Origin of the sequence: Burkholderia sp. JP2-270 (assembly GCF_003233675.1) — a bacterium.
Lineage (GTDB): Bacteria > Pseudomonadota > Gammaproteobacteria > Burkholderiales > Burkholderiaceae > Burkholderia > Burkholderia pyrrocinia_C.
The window spans coordinates 344,199-368,273 of record NZ_CP029826.1 but is presented as its reverse complement, the minus strand read 5'-3'; the positions used below and the strand labels follow the sequence as shown (position 1 = coordinate 368,273).

At 67.5% G+C, this 24,075-nt stretch carries 19 protein-coding genes; 10 read left to right on the top strand and 9 right to left on the bottom strand.

The window, feature by feature from the left end; translation table 11 throughout:
- Positions 1 to 154: 154 nt before the first annotated feature.
- Entirely contained in the window at positions 155 to 1,210 is a 1,056-nt protein-coding gene (locus tag DM992_RS34300) for a porin (RefSeq protein ID WP_111020725.1), read from the top strand.
- Positions 1,211 to 1,269: 59 nt separating this feature from the next.
- Here DM992_RS34300 and DM992_RS34295 read toward each other — a convergent pair whose 3' ends face one another.
- From DM992_RS34295 to DM992_RS34265, 7 genes are all read right to left on the bottom strand, one after another.
- Positions 1,270 to 2,418 (bottom strand): porin, encoded by a 1,149-nt coding sequence (locus DM992_RS34295; protein ID WP_111020724.1) that lies wholly within the window; start codon positions 2,416 to 2,418, stop codon positions 1,270 to 1,272.
- 194 nt (positions 2,419 to 2,612) lie between these two features.
- Positions 2,613 to 3,176: a cytochrome b/b6 domain-containing protein gene (locus DM992_RS34290; RefSeq protein ID WP_111020723.1), complete on the bottom strand. Its 564-nt coding sequence runs from the start codon at positions 3,174 to 3,176 to the stop codon at positions 2,613 to 2,615.
- Between the two features lie 148 nt (positions 3,177 to 3,324).
- Positions 3,325 to 4,689: an aspartate aminotransferase family protein gene (locus tag DM992_RS34285; protein WP_111020722.1), complete on the bottom strand. Its 1,365-nt coding sequence runs from the start codon at positions 4,687 to 4,689 to the stop codon at positions 3,325 to 3,327.
- 55 nt (positions 4,690 to 4,744) lie between these two features.
- Complete coding sequence (locus tag DM992_RS34280) at positions 4,745 to 6,190, bottom strand: aldehyde dehydrogenase family protein (protein WP_111020721.1); 1,446 nt, start codon at positions 6,188 to 6,190, stop codon at positions 4,745 to 4,747.
- A gap of 261 nt (positions 6,191 to 6,451) precedes the next feature.
- Positions 6,452 to 7,891 (bottom strand): APC family permease, encoded by a 1,440-nt coding sequence (locus tag DM992_RS34275; protein ID WP_111020720.1) that lies wholly within the window; start codon positions 7,889 to 7,891, stop codon positions 6,452 to 6,454.
- Positions 7,892 to 8,179: 288 nt separating this feature from the next.
- The gene (locus DM992_RS34270; RefSeq protein WP_239511520.1) at positions 8,180 to 9,223 is read right to left on the bottom strand and encodes a helix-turn-helix domain-containing protein; all 1,044 of its coding nucleotides are present in this window, start codon (positions 9,221 to 9,223) and stop codon (positions 8,180 to 8,182) included.
- Between the two features lie 306 nt (positions 9,224 to 9,529).
- On the bottom strand, positions 9,530 to 10,231 hold the full coding sequence (locus DM992_RS34265; RefSeq protein WP_111020719.1) for a FadR/GntR family transcriptional regulator: 702 nt from the start codon (positions 10,229 to 10,231) through the stop codon (positions 9,530 to 9,532).
- A gap of 233 nt (positions 10,232 to 10,464) precedes the next feature.
- Between DM992_RS34265 and DM992_RS34260 the strand changes: the two genes are divergently transcribed.
- Genes DM992_RS34260 through DM992_RS34220 form a run of 9 tightly spaced genes read left to right on the top strand, consistent with a single transcriptional unit; the run spans position 10,465 to position 20,063 of the window.
- Positions 10,465 to 12,018, top strand: coding sequence for a sugar ABC transporter ATP-binding protein (locus DM992_RS34260; RefSeq protein ID WP_111020718.1), 1,554 nt, complete (start codon positions 10,465 to 10,467; stop codon positions 12,016 to 12,018).
- Positions 12,011 to 13,042, top strand: a complete 1,032-nt coding sequence (locus tag DM992_RS34255) for an ABC transporter permease (protein WP_111020717.1) — start codon at positions 12,011 to 12,013, stop codon at positions 13,040 to 13,042. The genes DM992_RS34260 and DM992_RS34255 overlap by 8 nt, the downstream gene beginning before the upstream one ends.
- A gap of 38 nt (positions 13,043 to 13,080) precedes the next feature.
- Positions 13,081 to 14,028, top strand: coding sequence for an ABC transporter substrate-binding protein (locus tag DM992_RS34250; RefSeq protein WP_111020716.1), 948 nt, complete (start codon positions 13,081 to 13,083; stop codon positions 14,026 to 14,028).
- 49 nt (positions 14,029 to 14,077) lie between these two features.
- Entirely contained in the window at positions 14,078 to 15,094 is a 1,017-nt protein-coding gene (locus DM992_RS34245; protein WP_111020715.1) for an aldo/keto reductase, read from the top strand.
- Positions 15,091 to 15,966, top strand: a complete 876-nt coding sequence (locus tag DM992_RS34240; protein ID WP_111020714.1) for an amidohydrolase family protein — start codon at positions 15,091 to 15,093, stop codon at positions 15,964 to 15,966. The genes DM992_RS34245 and DM992_RS34240 overlap by 4 nt, the downstream gene beginning before the upstream one ends.
- Positions 15,967 to 15,988: 22 nt before the next feature.
- Positions 15,989 to 16,999 (top strand): zinc-binding alcohol dehydrogenase family protein, encoded by a 1,011-nt coding sequence (locus DM992_RS34235; protein WP_111020713.1) that lies wholly within the window; start codon positions 15,989 to 15,991, stop codon positions 16,997 to 16,999.
- 31 nt (positions 17,000 to 17,030) lie between these two features.
- Positions 17,031 to 18,194, top strand: coding sequence for a mannitol dehydrogenase family protein (locus DM992_RS34230; RefSeq protein ID WP_111020712.1), 1,164 nt, complete (start codon positions 17,031 to 17,033; stop codon positions 18,192 to 18,194).
- A complete protein-coding gene (locus DM992_RS34225; RefSeq protein ID WP_111020711.1) occupies positions 18,191 to 19,714 on the top strand; it encodes an altronate dehydratase family protein in 1,524 nt (507 codons plus the stop codon). Before DM992_RS34230 ends, DM992_RS34225 begins: the two co-directional genes overlap by 4 nt.
- Before the next feature lie 55 nt (positions 19,715 to 19,769).
- Positions 19,770 to 20,063: a hypothetical protein gene (locus tag DM992_RS34220; protein ID WP_111020710.1), complete on the top strand. Its 294-nt coding sequence runs from the start codon at positions 19,770 to 19,772 to the stop codon at positions 20,061 to 20,063.
- A 36-nt stretch (positions 20,064 to 20,099) separates the two neighbouring features.
- Here DM992_RS34220 and DM992_RS34215 read toward each other — a convergent pair whose 3' ends face one another.
- Entirely contained in the window at positions 20,100 to 22,058 is a 1,959-nt protein-coding gene (locus DM992_RS34215; RefSeq protein WP_111020709.1) for a phosphatase PAP2 family protein, read from the bottom strand.
- A 187-nt stretch (positions 22,059 to 22,245) separates the two neighbouring features.
- On the bottom strand, positions 22,246 to 23,832 hold the full coding sequence (locus DM992_RS34210) for a methyl-accepting chemotaxis protein (RefSeq protein ID WP_111021592.1): 1,587 nt from the start codon (positions 23,830 to 23,832) through the stop codon (positions 22,246 to 22,248).
- Positions 23,833 to 24,075 lie beyond the last annotated feature (243 nt).

Genomic DNA, 24,075 nt, shown 5'->3' with positions numbered 1-24,075 from the left:
CGGGACGCAGGCCGGTAGCGGCAGGGTGGTTCGTGCCGACTCCGATCGATATGGAATCCTATGTTGATGCAACGAATCATGCCGGATCGATGCCGCCGGCGTGCCGGTCGGCTCACGAGTGCATCGACCGGGAAAATTTGATGAGGAGAAGAAGATGAAGGTGTGGTTTCGAATGGTTGCGTTGTGCGGTTGCGGTGCTGTTGCACCGACGTTCGCACAATCGAGCGTGACGCTCTACGGTTCGCTGGACACCGGCGTGACCTATACGAGCGACGTTGCGTCCGCGCCGCGCGGCGGCCGTCAGCTCGCGCTGCAGGCGGGCGTGTCGCGCAACGACGTGTGGGGCTTGACGGGCAGGGAGGATCTCGGCGGCGCTAACTTTGCCGTGTTCCGGCTCGAAAGCCAGTTCCAGACGTCGGACGGCGCGCTGACCGTGCCGGGCTCCGCGTTCAGTTCGCAAGCGTACGTCGGGCTCGGCGGCGACTGGGGCACCGTGACGCTCGGGCGCCAGTTCGATTTCGTCGGCGATCTGATGCCGGCCTTTGCGGTCGGCGCGAACACGCCGGCCGGCCTGCTCGCATGGGGGTTGCCGACGAATGCGTCGGCAGGGGGCGCGCTCGACAACCGCGTGTGGGGCGTTCAGGTAAACAATGCGGTGAAGTACGTGAGTCCGACCTTCGGCGGGCTGGCGTTTGGCGGCATGTGGGGGTTCGGCAACGTGCCCGGCACGGTCGCGCGCAGCAGCGTACAGAGCGCGATGTTGTCCTACACGCAGGGTGCGTTCAGCGCCGCGCTCGCTTATTTCGGCCAGCACGACGTGACCGCCGGCGGCAATCTTCGCAACTTCTCCGGCGGGGCAGGCTACAACTTCGGTCAGTTCCGCGTCTTCGGCATGGTGTCGGACGTACGGATCAGCGCAGCCGCACCGCTGCGGGCAACCACCTACGACGGCGGGCTGACCTATGCGGTCACGCCGTCGTTGCAGCTGGGCGGCGGTTTCCAGTTCCAGCAGCGCGGCGGCGACGTCGGCTCGGCCAATCAGGTCACGCTGAGCGCCGACTATTCGCTGTCGAAGCGCACCGGCCTGTACGCGGTGTTCGCTCGCGGGCACGACAGCGCTTACGGCGCCCAGGTTGAAGCCGCGCTCGGCGGGGCGGCGGCCGGCTCGACGCAGACCGCGGTTCGCGTCGGGGTGCGGCATCAGTTCTGACGGTGCGGGAAAGCACGGGCTGCCGCGCACGTCGCGCGCCAGCCCCTGTTCTGCTGCCATCAGAACCGATGCATCATCCCGACGCGCAAGGCCAGCTGATTGCGGCCCGACGATTGCCCGGCGGTGCCGAGCACGTGCGCGTAGTCGAAGTCGGTGCCGGTGTTGCCGGTCGCATGCTGGTACGCGCCCTGGATGTAGGTCGAGGTCCGCTTGCTGAGGTCGTAGTCGAGCATCATCGAGAGGTGGTGCCAGCTCGGCGACGCGTCGCCCGCCGCGGTCGCGACATGCGCGCGCGTATACGTATAGGCGGCGCCGAACCAGAAGTCGGGCCGGAAGAAATACTGGCCGTTGACCTCGAAGTTGTCGAATTTCCACGCGTTCTGCGAGCCGGCCTGCGGCTGGTTCGCGAAGTAGAGATTCGATTCTGGGCTGTACACGTCGACGTGCGAATACGCGGCGGACAGCGTCAGCTTGTCGCTGAACTTGTAGGACGCGCCGGCATCGATGGTCTGCTGCGAGCGGCCGCTGAAGACCGTATCGTCGCTGGACAACGCGCCGCCCGCGGTCGCGCCGCCGTTGTTCGCCTTCAGGTACGCGACGGCGGCGGAGAACGCGCCCATCTGGTACTGCAGCGCGGCGCTGTACACCCGGTTTCTGGCAAAGCTGCCCGCCTGGTTCGAGAGGCCGTAGAGCACTTCGCCCTTGAAGCCGGCGTACGTGGGCGACACGTATTTGACGCTGTTCTGGATGCGGTAGTCCCAGTCGGCATTGTCGTTGTCGTACGGGTGGGCGCCGAAGTCGCCGAGCCAGTTTCCGGTGGCCGTGAAGGTGCTCCACATGTCGAGCGTGGGATCGTACTGGCGGCCGAACGTGAGCGTGCCGAACCGGTCGGAATCGAGCCCGACGTAAGCCTGCCTGCCGAACATCCGCGACGTCACGCCGAGCGCGCCCGTGTTCGTGTTGAAGCCATTCTCGAGCTGGAACACAGCCCTCAGCCCGCCGCCGAGGTCTTCCGTGCCTTTCAGCCCCCAGTTGCTGCCGACGGTGTCGCCGCTGACCATCTGGTAGGCCTTGCTGCCGCCCGCGTTGCTCGTGAAATTGACGCCTTCGTCGATCAACCCGTAAAGCGTCACGGTACTCTGCGCGTGCGCCGTCAGGCTGAATCCCATCGCGCCCGCGGCCGATACGGCTGCAATCATCTTCTTCATCGTCGATCTCCAGGTGAGGGCCGATAGGGCCGTGCGGTGCCGTTTTCGATGGCGTGCGGGCACGCCGGACGCTCGAAACGGTCCGTCTGTAGTTAGTAAAACGAAATATTTGAAATGAAAGAAACAGGGCCGTCGTGGTCAAGCGACCCGCATGCGGAACCTCGCCGGGATCGCGGCCCGGTGTTGCCGCAGCGTTACAGCATGCGCCGCAACACGTCGTTTTCGCGGTTCGGGTCGAAGAACCGGTGCTTCAGCGCGGCGAGGATATGCAGGACGACGAGCGCGAGCAGCGTGTAGGCCAGCGTCTTGTGCAGCCACTGGAATGCCTCGAACCAGTGGTCGTTCTTCGGCAGCAGCTCGGGCACGCGGAACAAGAAGAACGGCACGCCGTCGCTTTGCGTATACGTGCTGGACATCGAATAACCCATCAGCGGCACGATGATCGCCAGCGCATACAGCAGGTAGTGCGCGATCTTGGCAAGTTTCCGGTCCAGCCTCGGCAGGCCCGACGGCAGCGGCGGCAGCGGCTTCATCGAGCGAATCGCCAGTTGCGTGAGGACCACCAGCAGCGTGAGCACGCCGAACTCCTTGTGGGTCGGGTAGTACCAGTCGAACTTGGCCGGCAGGTTGTCGTCGAGCCGGACCATGGTCCATCCGGTCCAGAGCTGCGCGCCGATCAGGATCGCCCTGGCCCAGTGAAGCAGCCGAAGCGCGAGCGGGTATTTCTCGACCGTGAATGCAATGGCCTGGTTTTCCATTTGGCTTGTCTTCCTTGAAAGCGAAATTGCGACAGGCGGGACGCCGATCGTCGACTTGGACGTCCCGCGGCGATCTTCGTCGAACCGAGGCCGGATCGCGGCGCACGGACCTTCGACGAAAGGTCCGTGCGCCCGGCTGTCCGCGCGGTCAGGCGATCGATCGCGAATCCGCGCAGCACTCCTGCAGCGCCTCGCGCAGCGTCACCGCGATGAAGTCGGCCTCGTCCTGCTGCAGCGTCAACGGCGGCGACATCACGACCTTGTTGGCGATCGCGCGGACCAGCACGCCGCGCTTGCGCGCCGCATCGGCCACGCGCGCCGCGAAGCCCTTGCCCGGATCGAGCGGCGTGCGGCTGGCCTTGTCGGTCACGAGATCGAGCGCCAGCATCAGTCCCTTGCCGCGGACGTCGCCGACGGTCTCGAAGTCGGCTTTCAGCGGCAGCAGGTGCTCGAGCAGGCGCTGGCCCACCCGTGCAGCATTGCCCGGCAGATCCTCGGCTTCGACGATGTCGAGCACCGCGAGCGACGCGGCGCACGCGAGCGGATGCCCGCTGTACGTATAGCCGTGCATGACCATGTGCGAGAAGCCCTTGCCATGTTCGATCGCCTGTGCGATGCGCCCGTTGTACAGCGTCGCGCCGAGCGGCACGTAGCCGGCGGAAATGCCCTTGGCGACGCACAGGATGTCGGCGGTGACACCCCATCCGCGGCTGCCGAGCATGCTGCCGGTGCGGCCGAAACCGGTGACCACCTCGTCGGCGATCAGCAGGATGCCGTTGCGGTCGCACACGGCGCGCACGCGCGCCCAGTAGTCGGTGGGCGGGACGATCAGGCCGCCGGCGCCCTGCACCGGTTCGGCGACGAACGCGGCGATGGTCTGCGGGCCATGGAACGCGATCGTTTCCTCGAGCTGCCGGATGCAATGCTCGACGAGTTGCTGCGGATCGTCGCAGTTCCACGGGTTGCGATAGAGCCACGGCGTGTCGAGCAGCACGCAGCCGGGCAGCAGCGGACCGTGATTGTAATGGTAGACGCCGTTGCCGCCGATCGACGTGCCGCCGACGTGCACGCCGTGATAGCCGTTGCGCAGCGACAGGAATTTCGTGCGCGACGGCTCGCCCGCGGCGACCCAGTACTGGCGCGCCATCTTGAGCGCGGTCTCGACCGCGTCGGAACCGCCGCTGCCGAACATCACCCGCTGCATGTCCTCCCGCGCGAACATCGCGCACAGGCGGTCGGCCAGGTCGTACACGCGCGGATGCGCGACGCCGTCGAAGGTCTGGTAGTAGGACAGCTCGTCCATCTGGCGGGCGATCGCGGCCTTCACTTCCGGCCGGTTATGGCCGACGTTGACGTTCCACAGCCCGCCGACGCCGTCGAGCATGCGGTGGCCCTCGACGTCGTACACGTAGTTGCCGTCGCCGCGCTCGATGATCACGGTGGGGGTCGTATGGCCGGCGGCCGCCGAGCTCATCGGGTGCCAGAATCGCTTTTGTCGCTTTTGGTAGTCCATGGTGGTTCTCTCACGAAGTGCTTGAACGCATTGCGGCGCGACGTGCGCCGCGGGATCACAGGGCTGCGGTGATGATCTTTTCCTCGAGGTACGAATCGAGCGCGGCCGTCGACAGGTCGCGCCCGATCCCGCTCTGCTTGGTGCCGCCCCACGGCAGGCGTGCGTCGATCGGGCTCCATGCATTGATGGCGACGGCGCCGACCTCGAGCCGCTCGGCGACGCGGTGCGCGGTGCCGACGTCCTGCGTCCAGACCGACGCGGACAGGCCGAACGGCGTGTCGTTGGCGATGCGGACCGCGTCGTCCTCGGTGTCGAACGGCATGACCATGCCGACCGGGCCGAACACTTCTTCGCGGGCGATCCGCATGTCCGGATGCACGCCGCCGAGAATCGTCGGGCGCATGAAGCAGCCGCGCGGCGGCACCTGTTCGTCGCCGGCGAGCAGGACCGCGCCTTCGGCGAGCGCGCCTTCGACGTGCGCACGCACGCGTGCGAGGTGGCGCGGGTTGATGAGCGCGCCCATTTGCACGCCGGGCTCCGACGGCGGGCCGACACGGATGGTGCGGGCGGCGTCGGCGAGCCGCTCTTCGAGTGCACCGGCGATCGAGCGGTGCGCGAGCACGCGCGAGCCGGCCGCGCACGTCTGCCCCTGGTTCGCGAACATGCCGGCCATCAGCGACGGGATCGCGCGGTCGAGATCGGCATCCGCGAACACGATCTGCGCGGCCTTGCCGCCGAGTTCGAGCGTGACGCGTTTGAAGGTCCTGGCCGCAGCGCCGGCGATCGCGCGGCCGACTTCGGTGCTGCCGGTGAAGCTGATCTTGCTCACGAGCGGGTGCGCGACCAGCGCGGCGCCGACTTCCGAACCGACGCCATGGACGATGTTGACGACGCCGGCGGGAAGGCCGGCTTCGCAGATGAGTTCGCCGAGCCGGGACAGCGCCAGCGGCGTGTCCTCCGACGGCTTGATGACCACCGGGCAGCCGGCCGCGAGCGCCGGCGCGAGTTTCCACACGGCGATCATCAGCGGCGCGTTCCACGGGATGATCTGAGCGGCGACGCCCACCGGCGCCCGCCGCGTGTAGCTGAGCGTCGGGCGGCCCATGAAGCCGTCGGTCGGAATCGTGCGGCCCTCGAGCTTGTCGGCCCAGCCGGCGAAGTAGCGCAGCGTGTCGATGCTCATCGGGAGGTCCATCATGCGCATCTCGGCAAGTGGACGGCCTTGTTCGACGGCCAGGAGTCCTGCCAGCGCATCGCTGTCGCGCTCGACCAGGTCCGCGAGCCGAAGCAGCCAGCGGGCCCGGGCCGCGCCGCCCGCGCGCCCCCATGCGTCGTCGTGCAGTGCGCCGTGTGCGGCGCGCACCGCGCGATCGACGTCTTCGGCGGTCGACGCGGGCACGGCGGCGACGTAGTCGCCGGTCGCCGGCGCCAGCTTTTCGAAGGTGCGGCCGGCAGATGCGTCGCAATGCCGGCCGCCGATCAGGTTCTGAATTTTCATCATGGTGTCCGTATTTCCCAAGGGCGAATCGTCGGGCCGGGCCGGTCGAGGCGATGGTGGTTGCCACGGCCCGGCTTCAACGTCGGATCCACTGTATGTCGATGAAATGGCGGGCCTTGTCCGCTATCGGCAATCGTTGCCGCGCGATCGGGATAGGGAATACCCGCGCAGCGGCGCCGGCGCGACGCATCGATGCGTGTCGCGCCGGCGGCGGGAAAGCGTCAGGGGTGCGGCACCGTTTGGACGGCGACTACTGGACGGCGACTACTGGACGGCGCGTCCGAGTTCGCGGTACAGGTCGGGATCGCTGCGCTTCAAGCGCAGCGCGGCGCGGATGCCGAGCGCGCCGATGGCGAGCAGGAAATACGGAAACATTGCGACGAAGGTCGAATCCGATCCGCTCAGCACGGACAGGTTGCGCACGACCAGCACGAGGCACGCGCCGAGCGCGATCACGCTGACGAGCGGCGCGATCAGGCGGTGCACGAGGCCGGCGTCGCGGTGGTCGCGCGCGAAGAACGCGATGACCGAGGCCGCCACGAGGATCTGCACCGCGATGATGCCGATCGTCGCCAGCGCGCTCATCCACGAGAACACGACCGCGAACGGATCGAGGCGGAAGGCGGCGGAGCCGGTGATGGCCGCGAGCGCGATCAGCGTCTGCACTTTCCCGGCGACGTCGGGGCAGCGATGCACGGGGCAGGTCTGGCCGAGCTTGCGCCACAGCACGCGTTCGCGGCCCATCGCGTAGAAATAGCGCGTAATCGTATTGTGGAACGACAGGATGGCCGCGAACAGGCTCGTGACGAGCAGCACGTTCATCGCGTCCGTCGCGATGGCGCCGAGCAGCCGGCCGCTGACGGCAAACCACAGGTTGGCCGGATCGCGGTTCGCCTGCGCGGCGATCTGCCCCTCGCCCCACGCCTCGACGATCGCCCACGACGACAGCGCATAGAACACCATGATGAGGATCACGGCCAGGTACGTGGCGCGCGGGATCGTGCGTTTCGGATCGCGGGCTTCCTCGGAGAAGATCGCCGTCGCCTCGAAGCCCATGTACGAGCCGAGAACGAACACGAGCGCGGTGCCGAGCCCGGGCGCAAACACCATCGCGGGGCTGAACGGCTTCGCGCTGAAGCCGCCGGCACTCGCGCCGTGCACGACGATCGCGAGATCGAGCAGCATCACGATCGCGATCTCGCCGATCATCAGCATGCCGAGCAGCCGCCCGCTGAACTCGATGTGCCGCGCGCCGCAGAAGTGGACGGCGACGACGCAGGCGAGCGCGAACGCCCACCACGGCACGTCGACGCCGTAGTGCTGCTGGACGCCGTTGTTCAGGAAGAAGCCGAACATGCAGTAGATCGCGATCTGCACGGCGTTGTACGCGACGATCGCGACGAACGCGCCGCCCACGCCGACGGGGCGCCCGAGCCCGTTCGCGATGTACGCATAGAATGCGCCCGCATTGGAGATGTGCCGGCTCATCGCCGCATACCCGATGCTGAAGATCAGGTACATCACGCCCGCCAGCACGAATACGCCGGGCACGCCCGGGCCGTTGCCGAGCGAGAATGCGGCGGGGGTCGCGCCGACCATCGCGGTGAGCGGCGCGGCCGCGGCGACGACGAAGAAGACGATGTGTGAAAGTCCGACGGCGTTTTTGCTGAGCCCCGCTTCGGACCGGGATGACAATTCGTTCATAAGTAGTCCCGCTGACCGGATCGTCCGTCAGGAGTCGACACCGGCATGCCTGATCAATATCCCTGCGCCGCGGGCCGATCCTGACGATCCGGCAGTGGATGCTGCCGTCCGCCGACGACACAGGTATGCGCTTCGACGGCCGCCCGGTGACGCGCACGGAGCGCGCGAGCGGGTCGACGACAAAATTTACGGTGCCGAAAAACCGGACGTTGTCCGCTATCGGCAATCCGCATGCGCCGGGCGGCAGGGGATTACCCGGATGCGACGCCGCGGCGCGTATGCGCGGTTTCAGCTCAGGCGCGGCGTGTGCGACGGCAGCTCGTGGAAATGTTGCTGGTAGTACGCGGAGAAGCGCCCGAAGTGACAAAAGCCGAATTGCGCCGCCGCGTCGCCGATCCGCATCGTCCCGGGCGTCGTCATCAGGAAGCGTCGCACCGCGTTCAGCCGGATCGAGCGCAGGTAGGCCGTCGGCGTGGTACCGACGACGTTCTGGAAACTGTATTGCAGCGTGCGGCGGCTGATCCGGAGGTGATGGCAGAGATCGATGACCGTCGGCACGTCGTCGCTTTGCAGCGCGATCTCCTGGCTGCGGCGAACGATGTAGCTTTGCGTCGATGCCGACGGCAGCGCACCGGCATCCGATTCGTCGGACTGTACGAGATCGAGCAGGATGCCGACGACGCTGTGCGCGAGCACGCGTTCGTCGAACGCGTCGCGTGCCGTGAGCGAGCCGCTGTCGAGCGCCTGGCACAGCACGCGCTCGAGGCCGTCCAGCGCATTGCGGTAGCGCGCGGGTGAAATGGGGAGCACCGGCTGCTTCAGGATGCGCGAGGGCAGGTTCGCGAGTTCGTCGAGCTCATGATCGGCCGTGAGCGTGCGATCGATCGTGAAGGCGAGCACTTCGGTATCGCACGGCAGATGGGCGACGAACTCCTCGCCGCCGCGCAAGGTCAGCAGGCTCGGGCGCTCGACGGTGCGCCCCTGGACCACCGGCGCGACCGCGCTTGCGATCGGCAGTGCGAAGCAGAGGCGGTCGCGCGGCGCCAGCCCGTGCTGCATGACGCGCTGGTTGATGCGTTCGCGAAAGACGTGAAAACGCTGGCCGGCAACCTGGCGCAGCGTGGTCGTGGCGGTGCCGGGGCTGATCTGGTCGTAGTGCTGCGACCAGTTCACGATCGCCTGGGAATGGAGGAACACATCCGAGAAGCACAGTGTTTCAGCGTGCAGGTTCATGGTATGGCCAATGCGTCCCTTCTCAAATTCGGTGCCGGCCGAAGCCGGCGCACGCTGCCCGGGCGCGGGCAGCGCGATCGCGCCATGCACGCGATCCACCCGGAATCTCCCGGAAGGTGTCGTGCAACCCGACCGGTCGTGCCGACGATCATATCCAGAAAAAAACCGCCGGGTGACGCGGCGGCAAGACCCGGTTGCCGTGCGGCGCGGATGGCGACGGGCGACCGCAAGGGAAATGAAATGGAGGCCCGAAATACGGGACAATTCACATAATAATCTACGATGGATGCTGGAATATATTATAGAAATCCCATTATCAGGGATTCAATTTAATTCCGAGGTGGGGTTTGCACATGCTGCCGCGCGACGCGTTGCGACAAGGGCGCGAAAGCGCCCGTATGCCGCTTATTCCGGGTCGGCTTTCAGGCCACCGTCGATCCATCGCGCTTCGGACGCGCGAAGATGCGCGCGGATGGCCGTCTGGGCCGCGATCGGATCGCCGGCCTGCAACGCGTGGAGCACGTCCTCGTGCTCCTGCACGGCGGCGGTCCAGGTCTGTGGATTCTCCGCATGACCGCGCATCGCCGCGGCGATCGGGTCGTGGCGGCTGTCGAACAGCTCGCCCACGAAGCGCGTGAGCACCGAATTGCCGGCGGCTTCCGCGATCAGCATGTGGAACTGCCGGTCGGCTTCGACAGGCGATTTGCCGGCCTCCGCGAGCCGCTTCATGCGTTGAACCGTGCGGCGCAGGCGATCGAGCATCGCGGCCGTCATCCGCGCGGCGGCCAGCGCGGCGACGCTGCCTTCGATGGCCGCGCGTGCCTGCATCAGTTCCGACGGACTGTCGCCGAGCGTGCCCATCGTGCCGACGTCGTCGGCCGCCGTGTCGCGCACATAGACGCCGGAGCCCATCCGGATCTCGATCTGGCCGCCGATTTCCAGTGCGATCAGCGCCTCGCGAAGCGACGGACGCGATACGCCGAGCGTCAGCGCCAGCTCGCGCTCGGGCGGCAGGCGTTCGCCGATCGCGAATTCGCCCTGACGAATCAACGCGACGATCTGGGCCGCGACCGATTGGTAAAGCCGCTTGGGTTCTGTCGATTTCATCCGATGGATCTTGGTCAATGCGCTTTCGGCGCAAGCGCGCGTCGCAAAGTCTATCACGCTCGCCTCATCGCCCTGTACAGCGGCCTGTTCGTGCCGATGTCCGGGTTTTTACTATTGGTAAGATGGGATGTAAATACGTAAATTGGCTTGACCAAAAGTGGCTGGCTTGATGTAATCCATCGAAATTGGACTGACCAGATGGAATCGAGGTCGGCCCTTCCCAAGGAGACGCAATGGCAATGCCTCGCAATCTGCCCGGTCAGTCCCCACAGGCCCCACAGGTCGAAGCGGACCGGGAGATCCTGCGCCTGGAAGGGATTCGCAAGCGCTTCCCGGGCGTCCTCGCGCTCGACGGGATTCGGCTCGACCTGCGCCGCGGCGAGGTGCATGCGGTGTGCGGTGAAAACGGCGCGGGCAAGTCCACGCTGATGAAGATCATCAGCGGTCAGTACCTGCCCGACGAGGGCGTCGTTCGCTATCGCGGCGCGCCGGTGCGGTTTCGTTCGGCCTCCGAAGCGCAGGCGGCCGGCATCGCGATCATCCACCAGGAACTCAATCTCGTGCCGCACCTGAGCGTGGCGGAGAACCTGTACCTCGCGCGCGAGCCGCGGCGCGGGCCGTTCGTCGACACGAAACGGCTCAATGCGGATGCGGCACGCTGCATCGCGCGGATCGGCCTGAACGTCGCACCGACGACGAAGGTCGGCGTGCTGTCCATCGCGCAGCAGCAGATGGTCGAAATCGCGAAGGCGCTGTCGCACGACGCGCGCGTGCTGATCATGGACGAGCCGACGTCGTCGCTGACGGAGTCGGAAACGGTTCAGCTCTTTCGCATCATCGAGGAACTGCGTGCCGACGGCGTGGCGATTCTGTACATCTCGCACCGGCTCGACGAAATGGCGCAGATCGTCGATCGCGTGACCGTGCTGCGCGACGGGCGCCACATCTCGACCGACGATTTCGTCGACGTGAGCATCGACGACATCGTCGCGCGCATGGTCGGACGGACGCTCGACGACGCGTATCCGTCGCGGCAGTCGACGCCGACCGACGAAGTGCTGCTCGACGTGCGGGAGCTGCGCCGCGACGGCGTGTTCGGGCCGGTGTCGTTCGCGCTTCGCAAGGGCGAGATCCTGGGTTTCGCGGGACTGATGGGCGCCGGGCGCACCGAAGTCGCGCGTGCGATCTTCGGCGCGGACCGTCCGGACGGCGGCACGATCGCGCTGCACGGCCGGCCCGTGACGATCCGCTCGCCGCGCGAGGCGATCCACCACGGCATCGCGTATCTGTCGGAGGACCGCAAGAAGGAGGGGCTGGCGCTGCCGATGCCCGTCGCGGCGAACCTCACGCTCGCGAACGTGCGGGGCATTGCGTCGCGCCTGGGCTTCCTGCGTTTCGACGACGAGCTCGATGTGGCGCGGCGCTATGTGCAGGACCTCGCGATTCGCACGCCGTCGGTGCAGCAGATCGTGCGCAACTTGTCCGGCGGCAACCAGCAGAAGGTCGTCATCGGCAAATGGCTCTACCGCGGTTCGAAGATCCTGTTCTTCGACGAGCCGACGCGCGGCATCGACGTGGGCGCGAAGTTCGCGATCTACGGGCTGATGGACCGGCTCGCCGCCGACGGCGTCGGCGTGGTGCTGATCAGTTCGGAACTGCCGGAACTGCTCGGCATGACCGACCGGATCGCCGTTTTTCACGAAGGTCGATTGACCGCATTTCTCGACACCAAACACACCAGTCAGGAGGAGATCATGCACTATGCGTCGGGGCGTTCCCATGCTTGAAATGACATCGGATCGAAGCCAGGCCGACGAAAGGGCGGCGCGACAGCGGCGGCGCGATCTCATCCAGAAGTTCGCGGCGCTGGGCAGCCTGGTCGCGCTCGTGTTCGCGTTTTCCGTATCGAGCGCGGCGTTCTTCTCGGTCGACAACCTGATGACCGTCGGCCTGCAGGTGACCTCCATCGCGTATCTCGGCGTGGCCGCCACCTGCGTGATCATCACCGGCGGCATCGACCTGTCGGTCGGCTCGGTGCTCGCGCTGGCCGGCGTCTCGTCCGCGCTGCTGGTCAAGGCGGGCGTGCCGGTGCCGGCGGCCATGGCGGCCGGGATCCTGGTCGGCGCGCTGTGCGGGTTCGTCAACGGCATGTGCGTGACGCGCATGGGCCTGCCGCCGTTCATCGCGACGCTCGGCATGATGCTCGTCGCGCGCGGCATCGCGCTCCAGATCACGGGCGCACGGCCGGTATCGGATCTCGGCGACGCGTTCGGCGCGCTCGGCAACGGCGCGCTGCTGCGCATCTCGCGCATCGGCGCGGACGGCTTCCCCGACACGACGTTTCCCGGCATTCCGTATCCGGTCGTGATCATGGTCGTGCTGTTCGTCGTGGTTTCCGTGCTGTTGTCGCGAACGTCGCTCGGCCGCCATATCTACGCGGTCGGGTCGAACGCGGAGGCGGCTCGGCTGTCGGGCGTGAACGTACAGGGCGTGAAGCTCTTCACGTATGTGCTGTCCGGCGCGCTCGCCGGCGTGACCGGCTGCGTGCTGATGTCGCGGCTCGTCACCGGGCAGCCCAACGAAGGCGTCATGTACGAGCTCGACGCCATCGCCAGTTCGGTCATCGGCGGCACGTCGCTGATGGGCGGCGTCGGGACGATTTCCGGCACGGCGATCGGTGCATTCGTGATCGGCGTGCTGCGCAACGGCCTGAACATGAACGGCGTGTCGAGCTTCATCCAGCAGATCATCATCGGCGTCGTGATCCTGGGCACGGTCTGGATCGACCAGTTGCGCAATCGCCGGCCCTGACCGGCAGCAGTTCCCACCAACGAGAAGCGGAGCGAGACATGAACAAATCCATCCTGCTGGCAGCATCGGCATGCCTGTTCGCGGTGTGCAACAGCGGTGCGTACGCGGCGGGCGGCGAGATCGCCGTGATCGTCAAGACGGTCAACTCGAACTACTGGCAGAACGTGCAGAAAGGCGCGAAGGCGGCGCTCGACGGCGCCAAGGGCTACACGATGACGTTCCAGGGCCCCGCGGCCGAGTCCGACATCAGCGGGCAGGTCAACATGGTCGACAACGCGGTTACGCGCCACGTGGCGGGCATCGTGCTCGCGCCGTCCGATCCCGATGCGCTGGTGCCCGCGATCAAGAAGGCGTGGGAAGCGCACATTCCGGTCGTGCTGATCGACTCGGCGATCTCGGACGCCGGCAAGCCGTATTACCAGGCATTCCTGTCGACCGACAACGAGAAGGCGGGCGCGCTTTGCGCGAAGGCGCTGATCGACCGCGTCGGGCAGTCTGGCAAGATCGCGATCATGTCGTACGTGCCGGGCGCGGGTTCCGAAGTCAGCCGCGTCGGCGGGTTCCGCAAGTACATCGCGAGCCATTCGAAGCTGCAGGTCGTCGGCCCGTACTACTCGCAATCGCAAATGGCGAACGCGCTGAACCAGACGACCGACGTGCTGTCGGCGAACCCCGACCTGAAGGGCATCTTCGGCGCGAACGAGCCGACCGCGGTCGGGATGGGCCGCGCGCTGAAGCAGTCGGGCAAGGCGGGCAAGGTGGTGGCGATCGGGTTCGACGGCAACGAGGACCTGCAGGGCTTCGTGCGCGACGGCACGGTGCAGGCGATCGCCGTGCAGGGCTCGTGGCAGATGGGGAACCAGGGCGTGCGCACGGCGCTCGACGTCGTCGAACGCAAGCCGGCGCCGAAGCTGATCGATACCGGCGTCGTGATGGTCGACAAGCAGAACCTCGATTCGGAGGCGGCCAGGAACGTCCTGTACTGAGCGACCGCGCAAGCCGCCTGTGCCTATTTCCCGCACCCTGTCACGACTCATGAACGCAAACGATATGCGCGCATTGCCGCGCAGCGGGCTGACGGTGTCCGCGCTTGGCCTCGGCTGCTCGCAGCTCGGCGGCCTTTATCGCCCGATGTCGGCCGCCGATGCCGGCTCGCTCGTCGAAGCCGCGTGGGCCGCCGGCCTGCGCTACTTCGATACCGCGCCGTATTACGGCTACACGCTGTCCGAGCGGCGCGTGGGCGCGGGGCTCGCCCCGCGCGAGCGCGGCGCGTTCACGCTCAGCTCGAAGGTCGGGCGCCTGATGCGCGCCGACGCGAGCGTGCGCCCTGGCGACGACGGCTGGGCCGAGCCGCTGCCGTTCCGGCCCGTCTACGACTACAGCTACGACGGCATCATGCGGTCGCACGACGACAGCCGGCAGCGGCTCGGGCTCGCGCGGATCGACATCCTGTACGTGCACGACATCGGCGCGATGACGCACGGCGATCGTGACGCGCACTACTGGGAACAGCTGACCCGCGGCGGCGGGTTTCGCGCGCTGGATGCGCTGCGTGCGGGCGGCGAGATCGGCGCGTTCGGCCTCGGCGTGAACGAATGGGAAGTCGCCGCCGCTGCGCTGAACGAAGCGGCGCTCGATGCCGTGCTGCTGGCCGGCCGCTACACGCTGCTCGAACAGACGGCGCTCGAACCGTTGCTCGACGCGTGCAGCCGCGCGGGGACGGGCATCGTGGTCGGCGGCGTATTCAATTCAGGCGTGCTGGCCGGCAACGGCAAGTTCAACTATGCGGATGCAAGCGCCGACGTGATCGACAAGGCCACGCGGCTCGGCACGCTGTGCATGCGCTTCGACGTCCCGCTGGCCGCCGCCGCGCTGCAGTTTCCGTTCGGCCATCCGGCGGTCGTGTCGTGCGTGGTCGGCGCGCGCAGCGTGGCCCAGTTGCGACAGAACATCGAATGGTTCGAGCGCCCCGTGCCGGCCGAACTGTGGGCCGCGCTGCGCGACGAAGGGCTGATCGCGGCGCGCGCCCCGGTTCCGGGAGCGCGCGCATGACGGCGCGCATCGACGCACATCAGCACTACTGGCGGATCGGTGCACGGGCCGGCGGCTGGCCACCGGCCGAACTCGACGCGATTCACCGCGATTTCGGCCCCGCCGATCTGGCGCCGCTGCTCGACGCGGCGCGCATCGACGGCACCGTGCTCGTGCAATCGCTGCCGAGCGAAGCCGACACGCGCTTCCTGCTCGATCTCGCGGACGAAACCCCGACGGTCGGCGCGGTGGTCGGCTGGATCGACCTGAAGGCCGCCGACGCGCCCGCGCGGATCGCGGCCTTTGCGGCGGCGCCGAAGGCGCGCGGGTTGCGACCGATGCTGCAGGATCTGCCCGACGATGCGTGGATCGACGATCCGGTGCTGGATCGCGCGGTCGCCGCGATGCTCGAGCATGCGCTGCGTTTCGATGCGCTGGTGATGCCGCGCCATCTCGATGCGCTGCATGCGTTCGCGCGGCGCTACCCGGATCTGCCGATCGTGATCGACCATGGCGCGAAGCCGTTCGTCGAGCGCGGCGAGCTGCAGCCGTGGCTGTCGGCGATGCGCCGCCTCGCGAGCCTGCCGAACCTGCACTGCAAGCTGTCGGGCCTGTGGACCGAGGCCGGGCCGTCGGCCGGCACGGACGCCGTGCGCGCCCGCACGCGGCCTTATGTACGTGCGCTGGCCGACCTGTTCGGGCCGGCGCGACTGATGTGGGGCAGCGACTGGCCGGTGCTGCGGGTTGCGTCTGCGTGCGGCGGCTACGGCGACTGGCTGGCCGCGTGCGAGGACGACTGCGCGCAGTTCCTCGGCTCCGCGGCGCTTGCCGACCTCTTCGGCGGCAACGCGCGCCGCTTCTACCGGATCGACGCCGCGAGCAGCGGCGCATGACCCTGATCGAAAGGACCCCGACATGCTCAGCGTGATTTGCGAATCCCCCGGCGTGCTGCGCGTGCAGCATCGCGAACTGCCCGTGCGCGGCAGCGGCGAAGTGTTGTTGCGCGTGCAACGCGTCGGCATCTGCGGCACCGACCTGCACATCTTCACCGGCACCCAGCCGTATCTCGAGTATCCGCGCGTGATGGGCCATGAACTGTCCGCGGTCGTGGTCGAGGCGGAGCCCGAGTCAGGGCTCGGCGTCGGCGATGCGGTGTACGTGATGCCGTATCTCTCGTGCGGGCACTGCGTGGCATGCCGTCATGGCAACACGAACTGCTGCATGAACATCAAGGTGCTCGGCGTGCATCGCGACGGCGCGCTGGCCGAATATCTCAGCGTGCCCGCGCAGTTCGTTCACAAGGCCGACGGCATTTCGCTCGACCAGGCGGCGATGCTCGAATTCCTCGCGATCGGCGCGCATGCGGTGCGGCGCGCGGAGGTCCGTCCCGGGCAGCGGGCGCTGGTCGTCGGCGCCGGGCCGATCGGCATGGCCGCGATGATCTTCGCGAAGCTGCGCGGCGCCGACGTGACGTGCCTCGACACGCGGGCCGACCGCCTGGCGTTTTGCCGGCAGCACCTGGGTGTCGACGCGGCGGTGGAGGTCGGGCCGGACGACGCGGCACGCCTCGCGGCGCTGACGGACGGCGAGTATTTCGATGCGGTGTTCGACGCGACGGGCAACCTCGATGCGATGAACCGCGGTTTCGAATTCGTCGCGCACGGCGGCAAATACACGCTGATCTCGATCGTGCGCGGGCACGTCGCGTTTTCGGATCCGGAATTCCACAAGCGGGAAACCACGTTGCTCGCGAGCCGCAATGCGACGGCCGAGGATTTCGCGACCGTGCTCGACGCGATGCGCGCGGGGCGCGTTCCCGACCGCGCGCTGAATACGCACCGGATGCGGCTCGAGGACGTGCCGGACGCGCTGCCGCGCCTGCTGGACGCGGGGCAGACCGTCGTGAAGGCGCTCGTCGAATGCTGATCCGCCTCACGCGACGTCCGGAGCGCACGTCATGACGCCGCCGATCCTGCAGTTCGGCACGAGCCGTTTCCTGCTCGCGCACGTCGACCTGTTCGTGTCGCAGGCGCTCGACGAAGGCGACGCGCTGGGCGGTATCGGCATCGTGCAGACGACCGGCCATCCGGCCAGCCGCGCCCGCATCGACGCGCTGCGCGCGGCCGATCACTATCCGGTGCGGATTCGCGGACGCGATGGCGGCCGGGTCGTGGACGAATGGGTCGAGTGCCGCGCGGTGCGCCGCGCGTGGGATGCGGAGGCCGACTGGGCCGAGATTCGGCGCGCGGCGATCGAGACGGTGCGCGTCATCGTGTCGAACACCGGCGACGCGGGCTATCGCACCGACCCGCGCGATTCTGCGGACCTGCTGGATCGCCCGGAGCAGGCGCCGCACGGCTTTCCCGCGAAGCTGCTCGCGCTGCTTCATGCGCGCTGGCGGGTGCGGCCCGACGACGGCGTCTGCGTGCTGCCGTGCGAGCTGGTCGCGGACAACGGCGACACGCTGCGCGGCATCGTGCTCGACCTCGCGCGCCAGTGGCGGCTGCCCGACACGTTCGCCGACTATCTGAACGACCGCTGCGTCTGGGTCAACTCGCTTGTCGACCGCATCGTGTCCGAGCCGATCCATCCGGTCGGCGCGGTCGCGGAGCCCTATGCCCTGTGGGCGATCGAACGGCGTGCCGGCATGACGCTGCCGTGCCGGCACGCGCAGATCGTCGTCACCGACGATTTGCGCAGCCACGAGCGCCTGAAGCTGTTTTTCCTCAACCTCGGGCACAGCTGGCTCGCGGAGCAGTGGCTCGTCACGGGGCGCCCCGCATCGGAAACGGTGCTCGACGCCATGAGCGACGTGCGGCTGCGCGACGGCCTCGAGGCGGTGTGGCGCGATGAAGTCGCACCGGTATTCGCCGCGCTGGGCTTGCGCGAAACGGCCGAACGCTACGTCGACAGCGTGCGCGAGCGCTTTCTCAATCCGTATCTCGCGCACCGCCTCGCCGATATCGCCGGAAACCATCGCGAGAAGGTGGCGCGGCGGATCGAACCGCTGCTCGCGCTCGCGGAGTCGCTGGCACTGCCGGCCGAGCAGCCGCGCTTGCGGCACATCGCTGCCCGCTGCGATCCGATGCGCGGGGCAACCACCGGGAGAACCGCACCATGAACCAGCCGGCAGTCGTGATCCTTGACCGCAACGACAACGTCGCCGTCGCGCTCGACGCGCTAGCGCCGGACGGGCCGATCGACGTGAACGGCACGCCGCTGCGGCCGGCGGCCGCGGTGCCGGCCGGCCACAAGATCGCCACGGCGCCGATCGCGCGCGGCGAGCGGGTCGTCAAATGCGGCCAGTCGATCGGCATCGCGCTGCGCGACATCGCCGCGGGCGAGCACGTGCACGTGCACAATGTCGGGATGCCCGAGCGGCATGCGCACGACGACGGGCCCGTCGGCGCGGCGCGCGACGCACCGGCCGACCGCAGCGATACCTTCGACGGATTCGTGCGGCCCGACGGCAGCGTGGGTACCCGCAACTACATCGGCGTGATCGCGAGCGTCAACTGTTCGGCGAGCGTATGCGATGCGATCGCCGATGCGTATCGGCACGATGCGCTCGATGCGTTCGGCCATGTCGACGGCGTGGTCGCGATCACCCATCAGAGCGGTTGCGGGATGTCGGCGACCGGGGACGGGGTCGAGTTGCTGCGGCGCACGCTCGTCGGCTATGCGCGCAACCCGAATTTCGCCGGCGTGCTGTTCGTCGGCCTCGGTTGCGAGGTCAACCAGGTCCGGGCGCTCGCGGCACGGCTCGACGCGTCGGCGCCGGGCACGGTCCGCACGCTGGTCATCCAGGACGAGGGCGGTGTGCGCGAGACGGTTGCCCGCGGCATGTCGATCGTGCGCGAGTTGCTGGAGGCAGCCGATGGCGCCCGTCGCAGCGCCGTGCCGGCAGCGCGGCTGACGGTCGGCCTGCAATGCGGCGGGTCCGACGGCTACTCCGGGATGACCGCGAACCCGGCGCTCGGCGCGGCCGTCGATCTGCTGGTGCGCAACGGCGGAACCGCGATTCTGTCCGAGACGCCCGAGATCTACGGCGCGGAGCATCTGCTGATCGCGCGTGCGGCGTCGCGCGACGTGGCCGAGCGCCTGCGCGGCAGGTTGCAGTGGTGGGAGCGCTACGTTGCCGACAACGGCGGCGAAATGAACAACAACCCGTCGCCCGGCAATATCGCCGGCGGCATCACGACCATTCTCGAGAAGTCGCTCGGCGCGGTGTCGAAAGGCGGACGCTCGACGCTTCGCGCGGTCTACGACTACGCGGAGCCGGTGCGGCAGCCCGGCCTCGTCTTCATGGATACGCCCGGCTACGACCCGGTGTCTGCGACCGGGCAGGTCGCCGGCGGCGCGAATCTCGTCTGCTTCACCACCGGGCGCGGTTCGGTGTTCGGGTCGAAACCGGTGCCGACGGTCAAGATCGCGACGACGACCGGCCTGTACGAGCGGATGCGATCGGACATGGATTTCGACAGCGGCGGGATCGTCACCGGTTCGCTGAGCGTCGACGACGCGGGCGCACGCCTGTTCCGGCTGATGCTCGACGTCGCGTCCGGACGCAAGACCTGCAGCGAAGAGAACGGCATCGGCGACCGCGAGTTCGTGCCGTGGCTGCGCGGCGCGATCATGTGAGACGCGCGGCGGCGTGCGGCCGCCCGCGCAATCGGACTGCGAAGGAGAACCGGCGATGCATACCCTGATGCGCGAACCGGCGGTCGGCGAGACCAGCCGGGACTTTCATCTGTCGGACCTGGAGAAGGGGCTGCTCGGCGAGGCGCTGCGGCTGCTCGCCGAGACCCGCGCCCGTGCGCTGGAGCTTTGTGCCGAGGTGACCCGCCGGCAAGGCGGCACGGTGCCCGACGTCCATGATTTCAACCTGCCCGCGATCATCGATCTGCAACGGCGCTTCGGCACGCGGCTTCACCCGTCGGGCGAAGCCGGCATGCGCGACGAAGGGCCGGCATCCGGCCGCTTTGCATAGCCGAGGCCGCCGGCACGGATCGATGCCCGCAGCCGCTTATGCCGCCGGCAGCGTGATCGACACGCCCGTTGCCGTATAGACCGGCGTCGCCTTGAAGCCGTCGACCGTCACCGTCGAGAACTTCGCGGCGCCTGCTGCCGCGTCGATCAGCGCGATGGTGTCGCCGGCTTTCGGCGCATAGCCGTTCACGAACTTCACGTGCAGCGTGCCGCCCGCGACGGTGAACGCGCCGCCCACGCGCAGGCGTCCGCCGCCGTTGCCGTCGATGTCGAGTTCGAGCGTCGTGTTGTCGAGCTGCGTGTAGCGGGTTGTGATCGTGACGGGCGCGCCGGCCGCGATCCGGATGCCGCCGCCGGAACCGACATACACGTCGCCGTTGCCGAACGCCATCGTGGAAGCGGCGGCGAGCGTGCCGCCGCTGACCTGCGTGCCGCCCGTATAGCTGTTGTTGCCCGCCAGCGTCAGCGTGCCGCTGCCTTGCAGCGTCAGCTTGCCGGCGCCCGCGATGTCGTTGCGCCACAGGTCGGCGGCGTTGAGGCCGCCCTTCGACGCATCCATCGCGACGGTCACGTTGCCGTTGAACGCGCCGTAGCCGTCGGCGGCGGCGAACAGGTTCAGCCGGCCCCAGCCTTCCGCGTCGTCCATCACCGGATAGCCGGACGGCAGTTCGGTGGTCTTCAGCACGACGCGCCGCTGGTCCGCGCCCAGGTACGGGAAGCGCGTCTGAAGCAGGATCTCCGCGCCTTTCGGCACGACCGGCGGTGCGCCGGTCGCGTCGATCGCGCCGAAACCGTACGTCATGCGGCGCGTGAAGGCCGCCTTGTTCGCCGCATAGTCGGCGAACCGGTCGGTCGCCGTCGCGCCCGAGCGCGCGAACGCCGGGAAGGTCGCATCGGTGGTGCCGGTGAGCTGCTGCAGCGTCTGGTGCGCCTGGCCATACGCGGCCTGCGCATCGCTCGCGTACGCGGCGAGGTTGGCCGCGCTGACGGCCAGCGCGAGCATGCGGCCGCCGATCACGTCGAGCGGCGAGTGCATGCCGGCGAGGATCCGGTTCTCGCCAAGTTCGAGGCCGCGGCCGACCATTTCCTGGAAGCGCTCGGGCACGAGCCACGCCATCGTCACGGCATCGCGCATCGCTTCGGCCTGGTGGCCGCTGATGAAGCCGCCGTCGGTCGCCGGCGTCGTGCTTTCCGCGGGCACGAGCGTGGGCGCGACGACGACGCTCGGGCTCCAGCGATACGGCCGCGCATACTTGTAGAAGCGCTTCGCGGGTTCGGTCGACGCGTTGTTGCCCATTTCGTTGAGCAGGTCGACGACTTTCCCGAAACTCGCGTTGCCGCTGCTGCTGCCCACGCCGACGTTGTTGCCGGTGTCGTTGTACAGCACGGTCGTGGCATCGGCCGGCACGCTGGTGATGCTGGTCGTCTGCTGGGCCGCGGTGCGCCATGCCGCGGTAAGCGGCCCCATGCCGTCCGTCACGCTGTAGCCCTTGCCACGCCGGTCGTCGTAATAGGCGGCGTCGGCTTGCTGCGGCGTGCGCGCGGTCGTCGCGTTGATCACGTACTGCACGTTCGCCGACAGCACCGCGTCGTTCAGGATCGTGCCGCACGGCGTGCCGCTGCCGGGCAACCCCGTGCAGGTGGAAGGCGAGACGGCCGGAAACGCGCCGTTGGCCGGCGCGGTCACGCCCGCATCGACGAGCATCGTCGACGGCTGCCACAGGTCGAGGAAGCGGCTCACCACGCGCACGGCGGCGTTGGTCGACAGCGTTGCATAACGAGCGTCGCCGCGCTGGTTGGTCGCGACGTTGTCGACGAACGCGGGCACGCTCGGAACGGGCGCGCTGTCGACGAAGCCGGGGTCGGCCGGCGGCGCCGGGACCGCGGCGTTCGTCGAGTTCGTTGCGACGACATCGTCGCCGCCGCAGGCAGCCAGTAGGATCGCGGTCGACAGCGCTGCGATGTGCAGCGGGAGACGGCTCGGTGACGCAAACATGCAAACTCCATCCTGAGGGTAGAAGACGGAGCATTGTGGTGGCCGATCGTGACGCGACGGTTACGAAACCGCTTCACGTCATTCGGCACGATCGAGAGCGTCCCGCTTTCGGGGAATGATGTTTAGTTTGTGTTCCTGAACGGGACGGGTGTCGAGCAATATGGATGTCGGTAGTGGTGCGACGCTGCTACGCGTGCGATGCGCTCGCCTCCAGCCGGAACAGGGATACCGATTCGGCAAGCTGGCTTCCCTGTTCCTCGAGCGACTTCGATGCGGCGGCGGCTTCTTCGACGAGTGCCGCATTCTGTTGCGTGACTTCATCCATTTGCGTGATGGCCAGGTTGACCTGTTCGATGCCGCGACTCTGCTCGCTCGATGCCGCCGCGATCTCGCCCATGATGTCCGTCACGCGCGCCACCGCCTGCGTGACCTGGTTCATGGTGTCGCCCGCGTTGTGCGCGAGACGCGAGCCATCCTGAATCTTCTGGACCGATTGCGTGATCAACTGCCGAATTTCCTTCGCGGCGGTCGATGAGCGTTGCGCGAGACTTCTCACTTCACTTGCGACGACCGCGAAGCCGCGGCCTTGTTCGCCCGCACGCGCCGCCTCCACGGCCGCGTTGAGCGCGAGGATGTTCGTCTGGAACGCGATCCCTTCGATCATCCCGGTGATCTCGGCGATTTTCGTCGAGCTGTCGCTGATGTCCGTCATCGTTTCGACCACCAGGCCGACCGCGGTGCTGCCGCGCTGCGCGACTTCCGATGCGTTATTGGCCAGCGAGCTCGCCTGCTGCGCATTGTCGGCGTTCAGCCGCACGGTGGACGTCAATTCTTCCATGCTGGATGCGGTTTCCTGCAGCGATGCGGCCTGCTGTTCCGTGCGCGACGACAGATCCTGGTTGCCGGACGCGATTTCGCTCGCGCCTGTCGCGACGTTGCCGGATGCAATGCGGACCTGCGAAATCAGCCGCACCAGATTGGCCTGCATTTCGCGCATGGAAGCCAGCACGCTGCCGCGCGGCGCGTCGACGGTGGCGGATCCGGCGGCGAGGTCGCCGCCGGCGATGCGCTGCGCGATGTCGCTGAGCGTGGCCGGCTCCGTGCCGAGCGAACGGGTCAGCCCTCGCACGATGATGACGGCCGCCGCGACCGCGCCCGCAACGGCGGCGATGCAGATGACGATGAGCAGCAACCGCCGCGACGCATAGCGGTCTTCCGACTCTTTCACCATCTGCACGGAGCGTTCGTGTGTGTACAGCGCATAGGCCTGTGTTGCGTCGACCAGTTGCGCCAGAAGCGGTCGACATTGTTCGTTCATCATCGTGATGGCCTGATCGCGCCGGTTGTTCAGTGCGGCGTCGACGATCGCCCGCGCCACCGGGCCATACGTGGTTTCGATCTGGTTGATTTTCCGCACCAGCTCGCGCGCCTTGTCCGTCGCGTCGGTGCCTTCACCAACGGCGTTCCTGAGTTCGGTGAGCCGCGCGCTGACATCGCGGTCGGCCTGCAGCGCGGCTTCCTTCTCGATCTCCGTATCGCGTGGCGTTGCCACGAGCACCAGGTTGCGCGCCGCGATGGCGCGCCGATCGACGGCGACGCGTACTTTGTCCGTCAGGTCGGCGCGAGCGTTGAGGCCATTGACGTAATTCGCGAATACCTCGTTCGCGTTGCTGAGCGATACGATGCCGAGGAACGAAACGAGCAGCACCACGCATGCCAGAAGGCCAAATGTAAGGGTGAGCTTCGTGCGAACCGTTAACTGTTTGCTAGTCATCATTCAGGATCCGTTGCATTGATGTTGGGTAGCGTTCCTTATTATCGGATTGGTTAAAAAAGTATTTAGGGTGATTGAAAAGCGCAATCGTTTGCGGGTTGAGAAACTTCAGAATGGTCAAGAACGCACTATTCGGAGCGTTCTCGCGTGAGGTTTTTACTTCAGACGTTATCGAGTGCGTGATTTCGGAAGCGACATGGTCATGAAACTGTCACTATCTGTCTGGATGACCATGAGATTGTC

Coding starts and splice junctions, on each gene's coding strand:
- DM992_RS34240 (WP_111020714.1), top strand. CDS start 15,091: ATGACGGCGCGCATCGACGCACATCAGCACTACTGGCGGATCGGTGCA.
- DM992_RS34230 (WP_111020712.1), top strand. CDS start 17,031: ATGACGCCGCCGATCCTGCAGTTCGGCACGAGCCGTTTCCTGCTCGCG.
- DM992_RS34300 (WP_111020725.1), top strand. CDS start 155: ATGAAGGTGTGGTTTCGAATGGTTGCGTTGTGCGGTTGCGGTGCTGTT.
- DM992_RS34220 (WP_111020710.1), top strand. CDS start 19,770: ATGCATACCCTGATGCGCGAACCGGCGGTCGGCGAGACCAGCCGGGAC.
- DM992_RS34235 (WP_111020713.1), top strand. CDS start 15,989: ATGCTCAGCGTGATTTGCGAATCCCCCGGCGTGCTGCGCGTGCAGCAT.
- DM992_RS34285 (WP_111020722.1), bottom strand. CDS start 4,689: ATGGACTACCAAAAGCGACAAAAGCGATTCTGGCACCCGATGAGCTCG.
- DM992_RS34255 (WP_111020717.1), top strand. CDS start 12,011: ATGCTTGAAATGACATCGGATCGAAGCCAGGCCGACGAAAGGGCGGCG.
- DM992_RS34275 (WP_111020720.1), bottom strand. CDS start 7,891: ATGAACGAATTGTCATCCCGGTCCGAAGCGGGGCTCAGCAAAAACGCC.
- DM992_RS34250 (WP_111020716.1), top strand. CDS start 13,081: ATGAACAAATCCATCCTGCTGGCAGCATCGGCATGCCTGTTCGCGGTG.
- DM992_RS34290 (WP_111020723.1), bottom strand. CDS start 3,176: ATGGAAAACCAGGCCATTGCATTCACGGTCGAGAAATACCCGCTCGCG.
- DM992_RS34215 (WP_111020709.1), bottom strand. CDS start 22,058: ATGTTTGCGTCACCGAGCCGTCTCCCGCTGCACATCGCAGCGCTGTCG.
- DM992_RS34295 (WP_111020724.1), bottom strand. CDS start 2,418: ATGAAGAAGATGATTGCAGCCGTATCGGCCGCGGGCGCGATGGGATTC.
- DM992_RS34280 (WP_111020721.1), bottom strand. CDS start 6,190: ATGATGAAAATTCAGAACCTGATCGGCGGCCGGCATTGCGACGCATCT.
- DM992_RS34245 (WP_111020715.1), top strand. CDS start 14,078: ATGAACGCAAACGATATGCGCGCATTGCCGCGCAGCGGGCTGACGGTG.
- DM992_RS34225 (WP_111020711.1), top strand. CDS start 18,191: ATGAACCAGCCGGCAGTCGTGATCCTTGACCGCAACGACAACGTCGCC.
- DM992_RS34265 (WP_111020719.1), bottom strand. CDS start 10,231: ATGAAATCGACAGAACCCAAGCGGCTTTACCAATCGGTCGCGGCCCAG.
- DM992_RS34210 (WP_111021592.1), bottom strand. CDS start 23,832: ATGACTAGCAAACAGTTAACGGTTCGCACGAAGCTCACCCTTACATTT.
- DM992_RS34260 (WP_111020718.1), top strand. CDS start 10,465: ATGGCAATGCCTCGCAATCTGCCCGGTCAGTCCCCACAGGCCCCACAG.